The sequence below is a fragment of the Flavobacterium sp. GL_143 genome, assembly GCF_057834355.1.
Genome location: NZ_CM174401.1, coordinates 1510974 through 1528703, shown reverse-complemented (window position 1 = coordinate 1528703; position 17730 = coordinate 1510974). Strand labels below are relative to the sequence as shown.

The following is a 17730-nucleotide window of genomic DNA, read 5'->3' as shown; positions in this document are numbered from 1 at the left end:
ATTAAAACACTATTTCGACCTGATTAGCAAGCAACTTACGAATCTTATTTCTTTCTACATCAGAAATAGGATTACCACTTAGATCCAAACCTATTAATTGCTGCAATTTATTTACTTCGTTGGGGATTTCACTAATATTATTATTACTTAAAGTCAGAAACTTAATATTTTTAAATTGTAAAATCGCTACGGGAAATTCATCTATTTTGGCATTAGCTAAATTTAACTCCACTACCATATCGGGTTTTAGCTTTGCTTCTTCTAATTTATAAAAAGTGGTCTTTTCTTTTTTCTTACCTTCTTTAGTTTGAATTACAAGGCCAATAGCAGCCAAAATAAGTGATGCCAAGAAAAAGATACATAAGAAAGCAACCCAAATAGGAGAATCATCTTTTTCATGAGTAAAAAGCCTTAAATAAACAAAATAAGCTAAGCCGCCAACCATCGTTAAAAACAATCCTAGCACTATTAAAAACAAAACGTATTTAAAAATCGTAAGAAGCACTTTTTTAACTCTCGTTCTATTCTTGCTGAATACAATGAATGCTGCCAAAACTAAAAGTATAGACCAAAAAATAGCCACTCCTATCTGTGCAATTTTTGCCCCATTCTCTATAATCGAAAAAGATATAGAAGCAGGAAACATTAAAGCAAACCAAATAACAAGAGCTGTTAATCCGACGGAGAGACATCCCATCTTTTCTTTTTTGCCCGATGATTTAAGCCACACATAAGCAATTAAAAAAGACAGTGCCAATATTCCTAAAAATCCATATCCATAAGGAGTAAGCCCTGCTAAAAAAATCAAACTCATTTTAATAATTTTTCAAAATATTATTTGGTTACTCTATTATTATTTCTGCTACTATTTACCCAAAACAGCATCAGAAATAACAAAAAATTTCATACTTAAATGCGAATTTAAATAAAACACTATAAATTATGCAATAAAAAAAACCGCTTCTTCCAAATAATATGGAAAAAAGCGGTTTTTATATAAATGATTCTAATCTTACAAATCAAATTTGATTCCTTGTGCCAATGGCAAACTTGTAGTATAATTGATCGTATTGGTTTGGCGACGCATATATATTTTCCATGCATCAGAACCTGATTCACGACCTCCACCAGTTTCTTTTTCACCACCAAAGGCTCCACCGATTTCAGCACCAGAAGTTCCGATGTTTACGTTTGCAATTCCGCAATCAGATCCTACTACAGATAAGAAATACTCTGCTTCACGCAAATTATTAGTCATAATTGCAGAAGATAAACCTTGAGCAACTCCATTTTGAATATCAACAGCATTTTCTACAGTTCCACTATATTTAATCAAATATAAAACTGGAGCAAATGTTTCGTGTTGTACAATTTCAAATGAATTTTCAGCTTCAGCAATAGCGGGTTTTACATAACATCCACTTTCGTAACCTTCTCCAGAAAGTACGCCACCTTCTACAAGGATTTTACCTCCTTCGGCAACAACTTTAGTTAAAGCATTTGCATACATCGCTACCGCGTGAGTATCGATTAGTGGACCAACATGATTATTTTCGTCCAAAGGATTTCCGATACGTAATTGTTTGTAAGCAGAAACAATTGCATCTTTTACTTTGTCATAAATACTTTCGTGAATAATTAAACGACGTGTAGATGTACAACGTTGTCCTGCAGTTCCTACTGCTCCAAAAACAGCACCAATCACAGTCATTTTAATATCTGCATCCGGAGTAACAATGATTGCATTATTTCCTCCTAACTCTAATAATGATTTACCTAAACGTCCTGCAACAGTTTGCGCAACAATTTTACCCATACGAGTAGAACCTGTAGCTGATACTAAAGGAATACGTTTATCTGCAGTCATTAACTCTCCTACTTTATAATCTCCATTAATTAAACAAGAAATCCCTTCTGGAAGATTGTTCTCTTTAATTACCTGAGCAATTATATTCTGGCAAGCTATACCACAAAGAGGTGTTTTCTCTGATGGTTTCCAAACGCAAACATCTCCACAAATCCAAGCCAAAGCCGTGTTCCATGACCAAACTGCCACTGGGAAATTAAATGCCGAAATAATTCCAACAATTCCCATTGGGTGGTATTGCTCATACATACGGTGTCCTGGACGCTCTGAATGCATTGTTAATCCGTGAAGCTGACGTGATAATCCTACTGCAAAATCGCAAATATCGATCATCTCTTGAACTTCACCATATCCTTCTTGTAATGATTTCCCCATTTCGTAAGAAACCAATTTACCTAAAGCTTCTTTATTCTGACGTAATTTTTCTCCAAACTGACGTACGATTTCTCCACGTTGTGGCGCTGGCATAAGTCTAAATGTCTTAAATGCTTCAGTCGCTGTTTGCATTACTTTTTCGTAATCGGCAGCTGTAGATGTTTTTACCGATGCTATTAATTTTCCGTCTACTGGCGAAAAGCTTTCAAGAATATCACCTGAAGAAAAATTATTTATTCCGGTAGATGTTCCTTCGTTTATGGCTTTTATACCCAATTGCGCCAATGCGTCTTTCATTCCGAATTGCTCTGCTATTGTTATCATTGTAACTTTTTGGTTAGAAATTGTTATATTTTTTTATGTAAATATATTTGAATTTATCTATCTATTAAAATTTTATTACGTGTGGTTACATAATGTTTTTCTTTTTAAACCAGATATAAATAAAAACACACATGACAAACATAAAAATAATTGCGTACAAATAACCATATTTCCACTCCAATTCTGGCATAAATTTAAAATTCATCCCATAAACCCCAACTAAAAAGGTTAAAGGCAAGAAAAAAGCAGAGAAAACTGTTAATAGTTTAACCACATCATTATTTTTCTGCGCTGTTACAGACAAGAAAGTGTTCATTAAATTTATCGCATCCTCCATCGCTTCCTCATAGGCTAAGATGAGCTTAACGAGATTATCTTTTACATCCTCAAGTGCCGATAAATTTTCGTCTGGAACATGAATCTTATTGATTACATTTTGCGTAAGCACCAATAACTTCTTACTAATCCTTGTTTCAGCTTTCTGGAAATACAAATCTTCCAGCGAAATTTTGTTTTCCTTTTTCAGGAAGATCGTTTTCTCAACTTCATCGACCTGATCCGTTTGCCATTGCGAGGGTACATTATAAGTTTGTACGATTTCTTTAAAAATATGAATAAGTAATTCGTAAACCGATTTAAACTTAAAATCTGATTTGTGAATATCTTCCAAAAAAGGAAATGCTGTTCTATGAATCGTAATCAATTGCTTTTCATTATAAAAAAAAGCAACTTTATTTGACAGTTCTTCTACTGTAGAATTGTTATCAAACTCATTTGCCGTATAAGCCCTTAAAATGATAAAATCAAAGTTTTTAATCTTTTCAATTTTAGGTAAATGCCCATGTTCCACCGAATCTTTGACTGGAAAAACCTCTAGATCAAACTTTTTAGCAACATCTTCTAATTGTGTTTCAGTAGGTCCTTTTATGTCGAGCCAATTAAACGATTCAAATGTTTTCTCGGAGATATTTTTAGTCATTATACTATTTAGTTTTTTAATTAAGATTGAACCTATTAGGCGTAATTAATTTTAAACCTATAAAGTTACGATTAAGGATTTAAAACAAACAAAATGATTTTTGTTTCAAGCAGATATTACAGATTCAAGCAGATTTATAAGTAAATAAATCTGCGTATATCAGCTTAAATCTTGTGAAATCTGCGTGAAAGAATATCTATACCTTTTATTGTAAAATTACATAACGGGCTTAAAACATATTCTTTTTCTTGAACAAGAAAACACCACAAATTGATATTAATAATGAAATCAGTAATATGATAAAGAAACCGTGATTGTTTTCCTGAAGATTGTTAGGAACGTTCATCCCGTATAAACTCGCCACTAATGTTGGAATCATCAATATTATCGAAATAGAAGTTAACCTTTTCATGATAACATTTAAGTTATTGGAGATTACAGATGCATAAGCATCCATCATTCCGGTCAGGATATTGCTGTAGATATTTGTCGTTTCTTCCGCTTGACGTAACTCAATCTCGACATCTTCGACTAAAACAGGATCAAAATCATCTCTGTGATTTTTAAGATTCTTAATTCGGTGAAACAACATATCGTTACCTTTAAGGGAAGTAATAAAGAAAACCAAACATTTTTCTATTTGAAGTAATGCTTGTAATTCTTCATTTTTGATTGATTTTTCAAGGTTATCCTCCGCCAATCGAATACGTTGATTGATTTGCTTTAAGTATTTTAAGAACCAAATACTTGAAGACAAAAGCAATTTTAAAACCAAATCGAAATGATTACTGATATCCGATTTTTTCCGTTGGGTATATAAAACAAAATCGGGTAAAATCTCGGTTTGATGAAAACTAAGCGATACAAAAACATCGTCTTTAAACATCAATCCTAAAGGTGCTGTATTAAAAGGTAATTTTGCATCATTGCTCTTAAAAGGAATTCGCAAGATGATAAGAAACCAACCGTTTTCGATTTCTATACGAGGTCTTTCGTCGATATCTTCAATATCGTTATAAAAAGCTTCTGGAATTTGTAACTCCTGGAGCAAAAATTTAGTTTCTTCCTGAGTAGGGCAAACTACATTGATCCATTTGTTGTTTTCACGGTTTTCTGTAGGGAATAATCCGTTGTTGTTTTTGTAAAAGGTAATCATAATGCAAAACGTTATTATAGAAATAGCGCATGCATTATGCAACAACTATTTCTGTTTATCTTTCTTCTTCCTCGAATAATAATCGTCCATGTGGATAATTTATTTTTTTTTGCAAAAGTATACCTTTTAAATAGAAAACTCAGAATTATTTTTTGGCTATAAATCTTGGATCAGATTCCATTACAGTTCCACATTTTGTACAGGTTCTCAAATCTTTAGAATTATAAAAATGTTCAAAGTGTGGCAAGAAATCTTTCTCGATATTATGAAGCTCAAAAAACACTTCGTATAATTTATGATTGCAATTATCACAATGCCAAAGCAATCCGTCTTTATATCCTTTCCCGGCACGTTTTCTCTCGATTACCAAACCTATAGAACCTTCTGAGCGTACTGGAGAATGTGGTACACGAGCAGGATGAAGATACATATCTCCCGCATGTAATTCCATTTCCTTGCGCTCACCATCTTCCTGAATAATAACTTTTATACTTCCCTCTAGTTGGTAAAACAACTCTTCGGTTTCATTATAATGATAGTCTTTTCGGGCATTAGGTCCCGCAACAACCATTACAATATAATCACCAGATTCAGTATATAAATTTTTATTTGCTACTGGTGGTTTAAGTAAGTGACGGTTTTCATCAATCCATTTAGTAAGATTGAATGGTTTTGCTATAGCCATATTTTTTAGGTGCTAAGTTACTAAGGTGCTAAGTTAATAAAAAGTACGCTGTCTCGATGTTCAGTCACAGTTTTTAGTACCAGTGTTCAGTATCAGTTCGCAGTACCAGTCGCAGTTTTCAGTTGTAAACTGGTACTGTAACTGCAACTAAAAACCCATCTCTTTAATAAGATAAACATAAACCGGAAAATGGTCACTGTAACCAACTTCGGTTGTCGCATGTCGAAGCGGATATCCTTTGTATTGACCAGAAGTTTGTATCAAATACGATTTATTGAATATTCCAGCTTTCCAAAATCGATAAGAACTAAAATCGGACTTAATTAAAGATTCCGTAACCATGATTTGATCAAAAATATCCCATGAATCCCGATAAGCGATAGTTCCCATTCCTTTCTTTGCCATATCTTCAAAGGGATTGTAAACACCAAACTCTGGAACATCGGCTTTATTGGCTTTCGCGCCAAGCGCAACTTTTACACTTTTGTTATAAGGTCCATCGTTTAAATCGCCCATTGTAATAACTTTGGCATTGCGATTTATTTGCTGCAAGGAATCAATTATTTTTCGGTTCAAAGCACCGGCTGCTTCACGATACGGACTCGATTTTTGTTCTCCTCCAGAACGTGACGGCCAGTGATTTACAATTATATTAATTTCCTCCCCATCCAGAAATCCCGTTACAAGTAATTGATCTCTTGTAAACACCCGATTCTTTTTATTCGCGATTGTATCGACACTATTTTCTGTTGGTTTTTTATAAATAACAAGCGGAGTATTCGAAAACGAAACTGGTTTAAAATGTTTCTTCTGATATAGTAACCCCACATCGATACCGCGTTGATCTGGCGAGTCAAAATGAATGATTCCGTATTCTTTATCTATTAATTTAGGTTGTTTTATTAAATCCTCCAGAACTCCCCTATTTTCTATTTCGGCACAACCAATAAAAGTTGGTGAATTAGGATTTTCTGGCGTTCCAATTTCGGATAACACTCTGGCAAGATTGTCTAATTTCTTAAAATATTTTTTAGATGTCCAATGTCGTGTCCCATTTGGCGTCCATTCGTCATCCAGAATATACGGATTCTTTATTGTATCAAAAAGATTTTCGAGGTTATAAAAAGCCACTGTATGAATCGTATACTTTTTTGTTTGTCCGTGTAATTGTGTCATCAATAAATTGAAAAATATAAAGATAGAAAAGGTAATTATTCTCATAGCAATTCATATTAAAAAAGGAAAACTTTTAAATTAAAGAAATTTCTTTCAATTATAAATCTAATTCATTTAATTAAGATATTTTAAATTACTTTTGATAATGGCTATCTTTGTTTTACAAAATCTAATTTATCCCATAAATACAAGGGATTGACATTTATAATATTAATATAGAATGAAACTTTTAGCGACAACTTTACTCGTCCTTTTATTCAACTTTACTTTTGCACAAGTCACTTTTAAAGTAAATAACTTTTCGAAGGATTATTACGGAAAGATATTTATCGCAGATACATCCGAAGTTTTTTCTAAAGGCTGGGTTGCGATTTATGATACTAAATCCCAAAAACAAATTATAAAAGTAACCGCTGAAGAACTGGCACTGAGTTTACATGACGGAAAAGCACTTGCAAACATAAAACAGTTGCCTTATGGCGAACAAAGTTCAATAATGTATGAGGATTACAATTTTGACGGAATTAAAGATTTTGCTATCGAAGACGGACAAAACAGTTGCTACCACGGCCCTTCTTTTAAAATATATTTAGGAACTAAAAATGGTTTTAAATTCAGTCCCGAATTTACAGCACTTGCTCAAAATTATTGCGGAATGTTTCAGGTAGATTATAAGACTAAGAAAATAAGCGTAATGACAAAAAGCGGATGTTGCTGGCATCAGTTCTCGGAATTTATTGTCGAGAATAACAAACCGAAAGTAGTCAAGATAGTTGAAGAAGACCAAATGGGATATCCTTATAATAATTATAGCGAAGAAAATTGGGATGGCAAAAAAATGGTACTAACATCAAAAAGGACGATTAATCTTGATGAAGATGGTATAAAAACCATACTATCCTTTACAGTCGATAAAAATCAGAAGCGAGTTGTTTTATTTAATATCAACGACCGCACGCTTAATTATGTTTTAATTGATAAAAATGATGAAGTTGAGTTTTCTTATCCTATAAATACAGTTTATCAGAACCCCGATTTTACTCTTGACAAAAAGAACAATACCGTTACATTCCAGAATAAAGATGTTGTTTATACCATATATGACAACAACGATTCTATCGGAATCACAATAAATACTGGCGGAAAAATATATAACTGGATTGGAAACAGTACAACCAAAAAAGGCAAACTAACGGATATAACTACAACACAACTAGACAATGTTGTTGTAAACTAAAGATAAAAAACATGAACACAAACCAATTCCGATACATCAAGAAACATTTTGCTTTTTGTAAATTCGCATTTCTTATTATAGCATTACAATCATTCACCTGTCAATCTCAACAAAACATGATAACACCACCTTACTTACAAAAAGGCGATACTGTAGCACTTGTAGCAACAGCTAGAAAAAACATCGATGATAATTTAAAACCTACAATAGACTTGCTTAAAAGCTGGGGGATAGAAGCTGTAATAGGAAGCACAATAGGTTTAGACACCAATCAGCTTGCTGGAACCGATGAACAACGTGCAGCCGATTTTCAACATCAGATGGACAATCCAAATATTAAAGCTATTTGGTGTGTTCGCGGTGGTTACGGAACCGTTCGAATGATAGATTTACTTGATTTCACAAAATTCAAACAACATCCTAAATGGGTTATTGGTTTTAGTGATGTTACCGTTTTACACAATCATCTAAACACGATGGGGTATAAATCTATTCATGGTATTATGCCAGTAAGTATCCCGCGTGCCACTCCAGATGCAATTGCAACTATGCAAATGGCTTTATTTGGGAATCCAATATCTTATGCTGTTTCGCCAGATCCTATGAACCGATTTGGTAAAGCAACCGGAGAATTAGTTGGAGGTAATTTATCTATACTATATAGTTTATTAGGTTCGAAATCGGCTATCGATTGTCAGGATAAAATACTATTTATAGAAGACTTAGATGAATATCTATACCATATCGATCGTATGATGATGAACCTTAAACGCAATGGTTGTATCGAAAACCTAAAGGGAATAGTGATTGGAGCAATGACAAAAATGAAAGACAACGATATTCCGTGGGGAAAAAACGCCTTAGAAATCATTGATGATGTTACCAAGAAATATAATATTCCCGTAATCTTTAATTTCCCTGCAGGACATATTCAAGACAATAGAGCATTGGTAATGGGAAGCACCGTAACAATAGAAGTTAATGCATCAGGAAGCACACTTGTTTTTAATAAATAATATAAACGATTACCTAGTCTAAATACCTATTTAATTAAGTACAATCTCGCAAAGACGCAGAGTCGCAAAGAAACCTAATTCAAACTTTGCAACTCTGCGTCTTTGCGTGAAAACTATTAGTATAAAAAAAAACTGAGACCGAAACTGAATACTAACCTCTAAAAACTAAAAAAAATGGCTGAACACAATGAGCTCGGAAAAAAAGGAGAAAATCTTGCTGTGGAATATCTCCAACAAAACGGTTATAAAATTCTAGATAGAAATTGGACTTTCCAAAAAGCCGAAATTGATATTATTGCTACCAAAGAAGATATCTTGGCAATTGTAGAAGTAAAAACCAGATCGAGTTTAGATTTTGGCTCACCACAAGATTTTGTCGATGCAAAAAAAATCCAACTTCTTGTAAAAGCAGTAAATGCCTACATAAACGATAGGGAAATAGATTTTGAAGTTCGTTTTGATATCATCGGAATCCATAAAAATAAGGAATCATTTGTGGTTGAACATCTTATAGATGCTTTTTATCATTTTTAACATAATTTTTTATTGTTATAATTGTAACAAATTGTTTTTTAATTTATATTTGTAAAAAAATATAACACAACAACTAACTAAACCAACCACACTAAATTAGTAAAAAACCAGAAAATTATGAAAACTGTTTCCTCCATCGTAGAAAATTACATCAAAACGAAGCCTTTTTTATTAAATGCATTATCACTCGGCATTATTAATCTGACCTCATTGTCTAGAAATATAATGACAGAATTAGAAAGCGAGTTTGGCAAAGAAGTAAAACAAGGTGCTGTAGTAATGTCTTTAAAGCGTTTAACGGAAGAATTAGATTTTAAATTAAACCACAAAATCAATAAAGTAATCAAGAATATCGGTGAAATTACGGTACGCTCAGAACTTACAGATTACACTTTTGCAGCATCAGAAACTGTCTTAAACAAACAAGCTGATTTAATTTCGGATATTAATACATTATCAGATATATTTTATACCTCATCTCGTGGTGTAAATGAAACTAACATTGTAGTTAGCAGCAGTATAAATCAATTAGTTGAAAAACATTTTGCTCGCGAAAAATTAATCCAGAAATTGAGCAACTTAGCTTCAATTACTGTAAAACTACCAAAAGAAAACATTGTCGTTCCTGGAATTTACTATTTCATTTTCCAACGCTTAGCTTGGGAAGGAATTATAATCAACGAAGTAATTTCGACTTCAAATGAATTTACCATTTTAGTAAGCGAAGATCAGGTAGATATCGCTTTTAAAGTAATTAAAGACCTGAAGAACTAGATTCTTAATAAATATACCGAAATCCCTTTTCCAATTTAAAAGTTGAAAAAGGGATTTTTTTATGTATACTTCTCAATACTTGTAACATATAAAACGAGGAAAAGAAAAGCGCCTTTAAACATTGCCACCAAAAAATCAAACTGATTTGTACTGGTAGGGTTATTTTTGAATCAATCCGAAAAGAATAAACAGTTCTCCCGTTAAAACTTTTAGTATTAAAAAAGAATAGATTCTAACTATTAATTGTACTAAAACTCATACTTAAAAATTTACTTCGACTACAGAATAATTTCAAAAAAACAGTATTTAAACAAAAAAATTACATTTAAGAGATTACTTTAAAATATTCACCCTAACACATTTCACTTAATATTACAACGAAAAACCTTATGTTTTTTCGTCATTCAATCAAATTTTACTCCATTTTAGTTTCCTCTTTACTAATTTATGAGTATTTAAAATCATTCCTCTTTTTTGATTTTCTAACCTCAACAATCTACTGATTTTATCACTTGATAAAATGGCACACTTGGCACACTTTTTTCTAAGCATCAAAAACAAACTGGTAGGTACTGGTGTATTTTATATATACAATCTTCTAAATTTGAATTTCATTATTCTTAGTAAAAAGCATTCAAAAAAATAAATATCACTTTTTTAAAAGTAAAACCCATTCATAATGACAAAAAATTAATAACCACGACAGACAAAACCACCCAAATAGAATAAAAAAGCTTAACCACAACCAGAAACCAAAAACTAACACCAATGAAACAATTAAAAAACTTACTTAGGAAGCCTTTTCTAATGCCGATCATTCTCCTTTTTTGGCTGCCTAATACCCTGCTTGCGCAGGAAAGTCAGGCAAAAAAAACTATCTCTGGAAAAGTTACAGATGATAAGAACAACACCTTACCAGGTGTTAGTATATCTATAAAAGGAACCAAATACAACGCTGCAACCGATTTTGATGGGTCGTACTCATTAACGTATACACCAAGCGGTACAAATCAAACTATTGTTTTTTCATATGTAGGTTTTATAGAGAAAACTGAACCTCTTGATAATCGCAGTGAGATTAATGTATCCATGCAAGAAGAAACCAATAAACTTAACGAGGTAATCGTGATTGGTTATGGTACTCAAAAGAAAGGTAATGTTACCGGAGCTATCTCATCTGTAAAGAAAGAAAGTCTTGAAACACGAGCTACAACAAATCCAGCCGAAGCATTACAAGGTTTAGTATCTGGAGTAAATGTGCAAAAAGCAGGTGGTGTTGCAGGTGCTGATGTAAGCGTAAAAATACGTGGGGTAAATACCTTTGGAGCTACTGAACCGCTTTATATTATTGATGGTTTTCAAGGAAACATCAACACAGTTAACCCAACAAATATAGAATCTATTGAGGTTCTTAAAGATGGTGCAGCTGCTGCAATTTACGGATCTGTTGCTGCCAATGGTGTAATTATTGTTACAACCAAAAACGGTCAGAAAGAAGGAATAAAAGTAGACTTTAGTTCATTTTTAAGCATCACTAATCCATCAAAAACATTGGATTTATTAAATGCAGATGAATACAAAACCGTACACAAAAGAATGTACGATGAATATAATAAATATGCTACTTCTCCTAAACCTCTTCCTGCATATATAAGCGCACCATCTACAACCGATACTGATTGGCAAGATGAGGTTTTCCGTTCTGGACTTACTCAAAATTACGGTTTAGGTATCCAAGGAAGACAAGGCGATATTAAGTTTGCATTATATGGTAACTATGTAAAGCAAAAAGGAATTGTAATCGATAATGATTTTGGCCAACAAACTGCCAGCGCAAGAGTTAGTTTCAAAAAATCAATCTTTGATGTAGATGGAAAAATGGCATTTATAGGAACACAAAATGCACAGCCAACATTTCAGTTAAAAGAAGTATATACAATGTCACCATTAGTGCCTGTTTATGACGCTGACGAACCTTATGGCTATGGATTATCAAACAAAAATGGTTTACCAGCTGGTACAAACCCAGTTGCCGAAGAACATTTTAGAGATAGAATGAACAAAGGACAAGATTTAACTGCAAATATTGCCATAACTGCAAACATTACCTCTTGGTTAAAATATAAAATAGCGTACTCTTACCGTGTAAAAAACAATCAGGAAACCTATCATTTCCCTCCATACATTGCCAATCCTAAAGAAATACATCAATATGCTTCACAAGAAGAATTAAGAACACATTGGGATGAACAAATATTAGATAACATTATTACAATTGATAAAACTTTTGGAAAACATTCTTTTGGATTAATGCTTGGTAATACTATAAACGGAGTTTCGTCTAACTGGAATCGAGTAACTGTAGAAGGAAAAACAACCGATTATTCTGTAGAGAATGGACAATTAGTATCGATTGATCGTCCGTCTGGGTTTTTAGATCCAGGTTTTGCAACTATCGGAGCTGGTAAAGGAGGAACATTTTCTGCGGATGGTTCAAAATATCAATACAACCGTGTTTCTTTCTTTAGCCGATTAAACTACTCATTTAATGATCGTTATTTACTTCAAATGACAGTTAGAAAAGATGGTTCTTCTAAATTTGGCGAAGACAGCCGTTGGGGAACTTTCCCATCTATAGCATTAGGATGGAAAATAGAAAAAGAAGATTTCTTCCCTAAAGATTTCATTATATCAACTTTAAAATTACGTGCTAGCTGGGGACAATTAGGTAACGAAGCTGCCTTAGGATATTACTCTGCAAATACATTAATTAAAACAGGAAACACTTTAGGCTCAGGTTATGTACAAGGAAGCGGAAGTAACCCATGGCCAGGAAGTATTGCAACAGCATTAGAGAACAGAAACTTACAATGGGAAACAACAGACTCTAAGAATATTGGTATCGATTTTACACTTAAAAACGGAAAAATTAGCGGTTCTATGAACTACTACCATAATGTAACCGATAATTTATTGATTACAAAAAAACTGGCTCCATCTGCTGGAGTAGATGATCCAACACTTAACGTAGGTAAAATTAGCAATAAAGGATTTGAACTTGAAGTTAATTATCGTGATCAAATCGATGAGTTTAAATACAACGTAGGCTTTAACTTTACAACGCTTAAAAACAACGTAGAATCTCTTGCAAACGAAGGGCAGACTATTTACGGACAAGGATTAAAATTTGGCACAGAACATTTCCCTACTCAAGCACGTGTAGGAAGCCCAATTAGTGCATTCTACTTATACAGAACCGATGGTATTTTCCAATCTACAGATGAAGTAAATGCTCATAGCAAAAATGGTGTTTTATTACAACCGAATGCACAACCAGGAGATATTCGCTTCAAGGATTTAAACGGAGATGGTGTTATAGACGAAAATGACAAATCATACGCAGGAACAGGATTGCCAAAAATGGAAGCTAACCTTAGTTTAGGCGCTAGTTATAAAGGATTCGATTTCTCTGCTTTGATAGGAAGTGGTTGGGGTAACAAATTATATAACGGAAACAGATATTTTTACGAATCTATGAATTCAGGAACCAACATGTTGGCTACAACGCTTAACTCATGGACACCAGAAAATCCTAGTAATACTCCTCGTGCGGTACTACAAGATCCTAACGGAAACAGTCGCGAATCTGATCGTTTCTTAGAAAGTGGTGATTTTATAAGAATGCGTCAGTTACAAATAGGATATACAATACCTAATAAAATGTTAGGTGGTGCAAAAATAGATAAGCTTAGATTTTACGTAAGTGTCGAGAACCTATTTACAATTACAAATTACTCCGGTATTGACCCAGAATTCTCACGCGACACAGTTCTTAATACAGGAGTAGATCGTTTTGTGTACCCATTTACAAGATCATTTGTATCTGGTGTTCAATATATATTTTAATACTATTATAAAAACATAATCATGAACAAGATATTTTTTATATTATCCGTTATAGGTTTATTCACAATCACTGGTTGCAGTGACTATTTAGACCAACAATCGCCCGACCAACTTACCTCAGAGAATTTCTGGAGGAACAAATCTGATGCTGAATCTGCTCTGGCTGCAACATATTCTCAACTTGAAGCTGCTACAAGTGAATGGTATTTTGCCGAAGTAAAATGGCCCGTTGAGGCATATCGTGAAGACATTTGTGATTTAGGAAGTGATGCATTAAATTACCCAAACTGGGTAGAACTTTCAACATTTACCTACACAAATGGTAATAGCCAGTTTACTGAATATTGGAGAATCAATTATAGAGGAATTAGTAATGCCAATCAGGTTATTGATAAGTTACCACAAATTCCAGCAGCAACTATTACCGATGCCGACAGAGCGCAAATAGAAGCTGAAGCTCGTTTTTTGCGTGCGTATTATCACATGAAATTGCTGCTTAACTGGGAACAAATTTATGTTAGAAGTAAGTATGTTACTAAAGAAAGTGATTTAAACATACCATTATCTACACGTGCCGAAGCTTGGGATTTTATTACAAGTGAATTTAAAGCTGTAGCTGCAATATTGCCTCTTAAACAATCTCAGGACAAAACAGGTCGTGCTACTAGTGGAGCTGCCAATAGTTATTTAGGGTTTGCTTATTTAACCAGAGCTTATGAAGAAACGGCTCAAAAACAAACCTACTTAAACGAATCTCTTGCCGCATTAAACAAAGTACAAGGATATGATTTGGTTAAAGATTATGTGTCTATGTTTGACGGAACTAATAAGAACACCAAAGAATCTATATTCGAACTTCAATTCTCAGAAACAACTGCCAATGGAGCATTCTATCGTAATGCACTACATTATTGGATGGGTGCTGCAGAACTTGGCGGATGGGACGAAATTCTTCCGAGTACAATGCTTGTAAATGAATTTAAAAAAGAAGGAAAAATAGCCACTACAGGAAATTATGATTCTCGTATTTATAGCACGCTTTTCTTTAAAGATCCTTATTTTAATGACCCAGATAACCCAAGAGTATTAGGAACTACTTATGATGAAAGATTTGGCGATGCCGACAAACCTGTGTTCCGAAAATTCATACCAAGTACTCAGGAAAAAATGGATCAGGAATTTACAGCAATCAACATTCCGCTTATGCGTTATTCAAATGTATTATTGATGCAAGCTGAGGCTTTAAACGAATTAGGTCGTACACCCGAAGCAATCCCATATATTAACAAAGTTCGTGACAGAGCCGATATGCCTGCAATGACTGGTACAACAGGTAGTGAGGTAAAAGCACAAATCGAACACGAAAGAATACTAGAATTCCCACTAGAGAACTATCGCTTTTATGACTTACGTCGTTGGGGAAAAACAAAAGCGGCACTTGATGCTGTAGGCCGTACAGGTTTTGATGCATCAAAAAACAATTTTTATCCAATACCATTAACAGAATTACAAACAAATTAATCCATTGAATCATTTTAATTTTTAAAAGAATAGCCCTATATTTCTTGGGCTATTCTTTTTATCTACTGATTTCGTATTTCCCTATTAATCACTACTTTAAAAAAAGAAATATATCTCAAAACCAAAAACATTCAATAAAAAACGAAATAACATGGGCAAAAGGCAAACACTTTTTATTCTTTCATTCTTTTTTATATTACAATCCAGTTGGGCACAAAAAGACTTTCCGATTTTAGAATCTTCAAAAAACAGCATAAACTACAAAGGAAACCCAGCAAATGCAACCGATAGAGAATCATTAGTTTTCTCGGATAAAGGCGCTTGGTTCGGATTCGGATTTCTAGAACCATCTGAAGTTCAAGGTGGTTTTTCTGGTCCATTTTTAATGACAGAACAAAACGGAGTTTGGTTAAGTCCCTCGTTTGTTTCCTTACAACTTAATGACGAGAACAAACAACAAGCTATAAACTGGAAAAAGGCTTTAGTAAGTCAAAACAGCTACAATAGCCACCTCGAACAACAATTTAAAAACGAGAAATTAGAGATAAAACAACAACTTGTTTTTTTATCAGGACATTCGGCATTACAAAAAACAAGTATTACTAATAAATCTGGGAAAACGATAACTCTTTATCCTTCCTATAATTCTAACATGTTTTTAGATGATTTACAGTTATCTAAAGATGGTAAAACATTAAAAATCGTTTCCACGAAAAGTACTTCTGTAGGTTACATTCAGTTTTTTAATACAACACCACAAATTGAAATCACAAAACAAGGTTATAAAACTCAAACAGAAAAACTAACATTAAAACCAAATGAAACTAAAGAAATAGTTGTTTCTCAATCCTTTATTTTCCCACAATACTCATGGAAAAATGAAAATGAAGTTATAGCAAAAACAACGTTCAACACACTACTTAAAAACACACAAAAAGAAAAAGAAACCCAATTGGCACAATTAATTGCCAAGAAAAAAGCGATTTACAAAGACAATACTTATTCTGATTTAGTAGCTAAACTGGTACTTACATTACAAAACAATACCCGAATTGCTGCCGAAGGTTTAAAACACGGTGGACTTTTCCCGAGTTACAATTATGAGTGGTTTCATGGCTTTTGGGCATGGGATAGTTGGAAACATGCAGTTGCAGTTGCCAATTATGATTCTGAACTAGCAAAAGACCAAATGCGTGCTCTATTTGATTATCAGGAACCAAACGGATTTATTCCGGATTGTATTTACAGAAATAATCTAATAGAAGAAAACAATTACCGTAACACAAAATCTCCACTTGCAGCATGGGCAATCTGGAAAATTTATGAAAAAACTAAAGATGCTGATTTTATAAAAGAGTTTTATCCAAAATTAAAATCATATCACAATTGGTGGTACAAAGAACGTGACCATGACCAAGACGGAATATGTGAATTTGGTTCTACAGATGGTACATTGGTTGCTGCAAAATGGGAAAGCGGAATGGACAATGCGGTACGTTTTGACGATAGCAAAATACTGAAAAACGGAGATAAAGCCTATTCTTTAGATCAGGAAAGTGTTGACTTAAACTCGTTCTTATATGCCGAAAAGAACTATTTAAATAAAATGGCTCAAGTTTTAAAATTGAATGAAGAAGCTAAAAAATGGCAAGACGAAAGTGTAGCATTAAAAGCTAAAATCCAAACTCAATTTTGGGACCCGGCAACAGGTTGGTATTACGATACCACAATCGACGGTAAAACATTGATAAAAGCAATGGGATGCGAAGGATATTTGCCTATTTGGGCTGAGGTTGCTACTGCTGAACAAACCAAAGCGATGAAAGAAAACATGATGAATCCAACTATTTTCAACACTTTTGTTCCTTTACCAACATTGGCAGCAAACCACCCGAAGTTTAAACCAGAACGCGGATATTGGAGAGGACCAATTTGGCTTGACCAAAGTTATTTTGGAATAAATGGATTGGAAAAATATGGTTACACAACCGAAGCAAACCAATTAGCACATAAACTCATTCATAACGCAGAAGGAGTTTTAGACAAAGGCACATCTATAAGAGAAAATTACCAACCGCTTACAGGAAAAGGAATGGAAGCCTTTAACTTTAGCTGGTCGGCATCACATTATTTAATGCTACTTTTAGAAGATAAATAATTAAACAACTGATTGTAATTAT

13 protein-coding genes are annotated in these 17730 nt (G+C 33.5%); 7 read left to right on the top strand and 6 right to left on the bottom strand.

Annotated features, from left to right (window positions below):
- Position 1 precedes the first annotated feature (1 nt).
- The 6 genes from AC3IPI_RS06500 to AC3IPI_RS06475 form a co-directional block, all read right to left on the bottom strand.
- Positions 2–814 carry a hypothetical protein gene (locus AC3IPI_RS06500; protein WP_489157912.1) on the bottom strand — a complete coding sequence of 271 codons (813 nt, stop codon included), beginning with the start codon at positions 812–814 and terminating at the stop codon, positions 2–4.
- Positions 815–1012: 198 nt separating this feature from the next.
- Positions 1013–2566 (bottom strand): L-piperidine-6-carboxylate dehydrogenase, encoded by a 1554-nt coding sequence (gene amaB, locus AC3IPI_RS06495; RefSeq protein WP_086893646.1) that lies wholly within the window; start codon positions 2564–2566, stop codon positions 1013–1015.
- An 85-nt stretch (positions 2567–2651) separates the two neighbouring features.
- The gene (locus AC3IPI_RS06490; RefSeq protein ID WP_039117052.1) at positions 2652–3545 is read right to left on the bottom strand and encodes a CorA family divalent cation transporter; all 894 of its coding nucleotides are present in this window, start codon (positions 3543–3545) and stop codon (positions 2652–2654) included.
- Positions 3546–3774: 229 nt separating this feature from the next.
- On the bottom strand, positions 3775–4701 hold the full coding sequence (locus tag AC3IPI_RS06485; protein WP_039117053.1) for a magnesium transporter CorA family protein: 927 nt from the start codon (positions 4699–4701) through the stop codon (positions 3775–3777).
- Between the two features lie 145 nt (positions 4702–4846).
- Positions 4847–5386 (bottom strand): 3-hydroxyanthranilate 3,4-dioxygenase, encoded by a 540-nt coding sequence (locus tag AC3IPI_RS06480; RefSeq protein WP_039113634.1) that lies wholly within the window; start codon positions 5384–5386, stop codon positions 4847–4849.
- Positions 5387–5533: 147 nt separating this feature from the next.
- On the bottom strand, positions 5534–6607 hold the full coding sequence (locus AC3IPI_RS06475; protein ID WP_489157908.1) for an endonuclease/exonuclease/phosphatase family protein: 1074 nt from the start codon (positions 6605–6607) through the stop codon (positions 5534–5536).
- Between the two features lie 175 nt (positions 6608–6782).
- Here AC3IPI_RS06475 and AC3IPI_RS06470 point away from each other — a divergent pair, with 175 nt between their 5' ends.
- The 7 genes from AC3IPI_RS06470 to AC3IPI_RS06440 all read left to right on the top strand — a co-directional run bounded on the left by AC3IPI_RS06470 (position 6783) and on the right by AC3IPI_RS06440 (position 17708).
- A complete protein-coding gene (locus AC3IPI_RS06470) occupies positions 6783–7799 on the top strand; it encodes an XAC2610-related protein (protein ID WP_489157906.1) in 1017 nt (338 codons plus the stop codon).
- Positions 7800–7915: 116 nt separating this feature from the next.
- The gene (locus AC3IPI_RS06465; protein WP_409417928.1) at positions 7916–8815 is read left to right on the top strand and encodes a S66 peptidase family protein; all 900 of its coding nucleotides are present in this window, start codon (positions 7916–7918) and stop codon (positions 8813–8815) included.
- 174 nt (positions 8816–8989) lie between these two features.
- Entirely contained in the window at positions 8990–9349 is a 360-nt protein-coding gene (locus AC3IPI_RS06460; RefSeq protein WP_086893641.1) for a YraN family protein, read from the top strand.
- Positions 9350–9466: 117 nt separating this feature from the next.
- Entirely contained in the window at positions 9467–10123 is a 657-nt protein-coding gene (locus AC3IPI_RS06455) for an aspartate kinase (protein ID WP_035618292.1), read from the top strand.
- Between the two features lie 768 nt (positions 10124–10891).
- Positions 10892–14029: a SusC/RagA family TonB-linked outer membrane protein gene (locus tag AC3IPI_RS06450; protein WP_242667413.1), complete on the top strand. Its 3138-nt coding sequence runs from the start codon at positions 10892–10894 to the stop codon at positions 14027–14029.
- A 21-nt stretch (positions 14030–14050) separates the two neighbouring features.
- The gene (locus tag AC3IPI_RS06445; protein ID WP_489157903.1) at positions 14051–15550 is read left to right on the top strand and encodes a RagB/SusD family nutrient uptake outer membrane protein; all 1500 of its coding nucleotides are present in this window, start codon (positions 14051–14053) and stop codon (positions 15548–15550) included.
- Between the two features lie 151 nt (positions 15551–15701).
- Entirely contained in the window at positions 15702–17708 is a 2007-nt protein-coding gene (locus tag AC3IPI_RS06440) for an MGH1-like glycoside hydrolase domain-containing protein (RefSeq protein ID WP_489157901.1), read from the top strand.
- Positions 17709–17730 lie beyond the last annotated feature (22 nt).

Bases quoted from the DNA above. Each gene is read 5' to 3' on its own strand.
- AC3IPI_RS06480 (WP_039113634.1), bottom strand. From the start codon at position 5,386: ATGGCTATAGCAAAACCATTCAATCTTACTAAATGGATTGATGAAAAC.
- amaB (WP_086893646.1), bottom strand. From the start codon at position 2,566: ATGATAACAATAGCAGAGCAATTCGGAATGAAAGACGCATTGGCGCAA.
- AC3IPI_RS06445 (WP_489157903.1), top strand. From the start codon at position 14,051: ATGAACAAGATATTTTTTATATTATCCGTTATAGGTTTATTCACAATC.
- AC3IPI_RS06465 (WP_409417928.1), top strand. From the start codon at position 7,916: ATGATAACACCACCTTACTTACAAAAAGGCGATACTGTAGCACTTGTA.
- AC3IPI_RS06490 (WP_039117052.1), bottom strand. From the start codon at position 3,545: ATGACTAAAAATATCTCCGAGAAAACATTTGAATCGTTTAATTGGCTC.
- AC3IPI_RS06460 (WP_086893641.1), top strand. From the start codon at position 8,990: ATGGCTGAACACAATGAGCTCGGAAAAAAAGGAGAAAATCTTGCTGTG.
- AC3IPI_RS06470 (WP_489157906.1), top strand. From the start codon at position 6,783: ATGAAACTTTTAGCGACAACTTTACTCGTCCTTTTATTCAACTTTACT.
- AC3IPI_RS06450 (WP_242667413.1), top strand. From the start codon at position 10,892: ATGAAACAATTAAAAAACTTACTTAGGAAGCCTTTTCTAATGCCGATC.
- AC3IPI_RS06440 (WP_489157901.1), top strand. From the start codon at position 15,702: ATGGGCAAAAGGCAAACACTTTTTATTCTTTCATTCTTTTTTATATTA.
- AC3IPI_RS06485 (WP_039117053.1), bottom strand. From the start codon at position 4,701: ATGATTACCTTTTACAAAAACAACAACGGATTATTCCCTACAGAAAAC.
- AC3IPI_RS06500 (WP_489157912.1), bottom strand. From the start codon at position 814: ATGAGTTTGATTTTTTTAGCAGGGCTTACTCCTTATGGATATGGATTT.
- AC3IPI_RS06455 (WP_035618292.1), top strand. From the start codon at position 9,467: ATGAAAACTGTTTCCTCCATCGTAGAAAATTACATCAAAACGAAGCCT.
- AC3IPI_RS06475 (WP_489157908.1), bottom strand. From the start codon at position 6,607: ATGAGAATAATTACCTTTTCTATCTTTATATTTTTCAATTTATTGATG.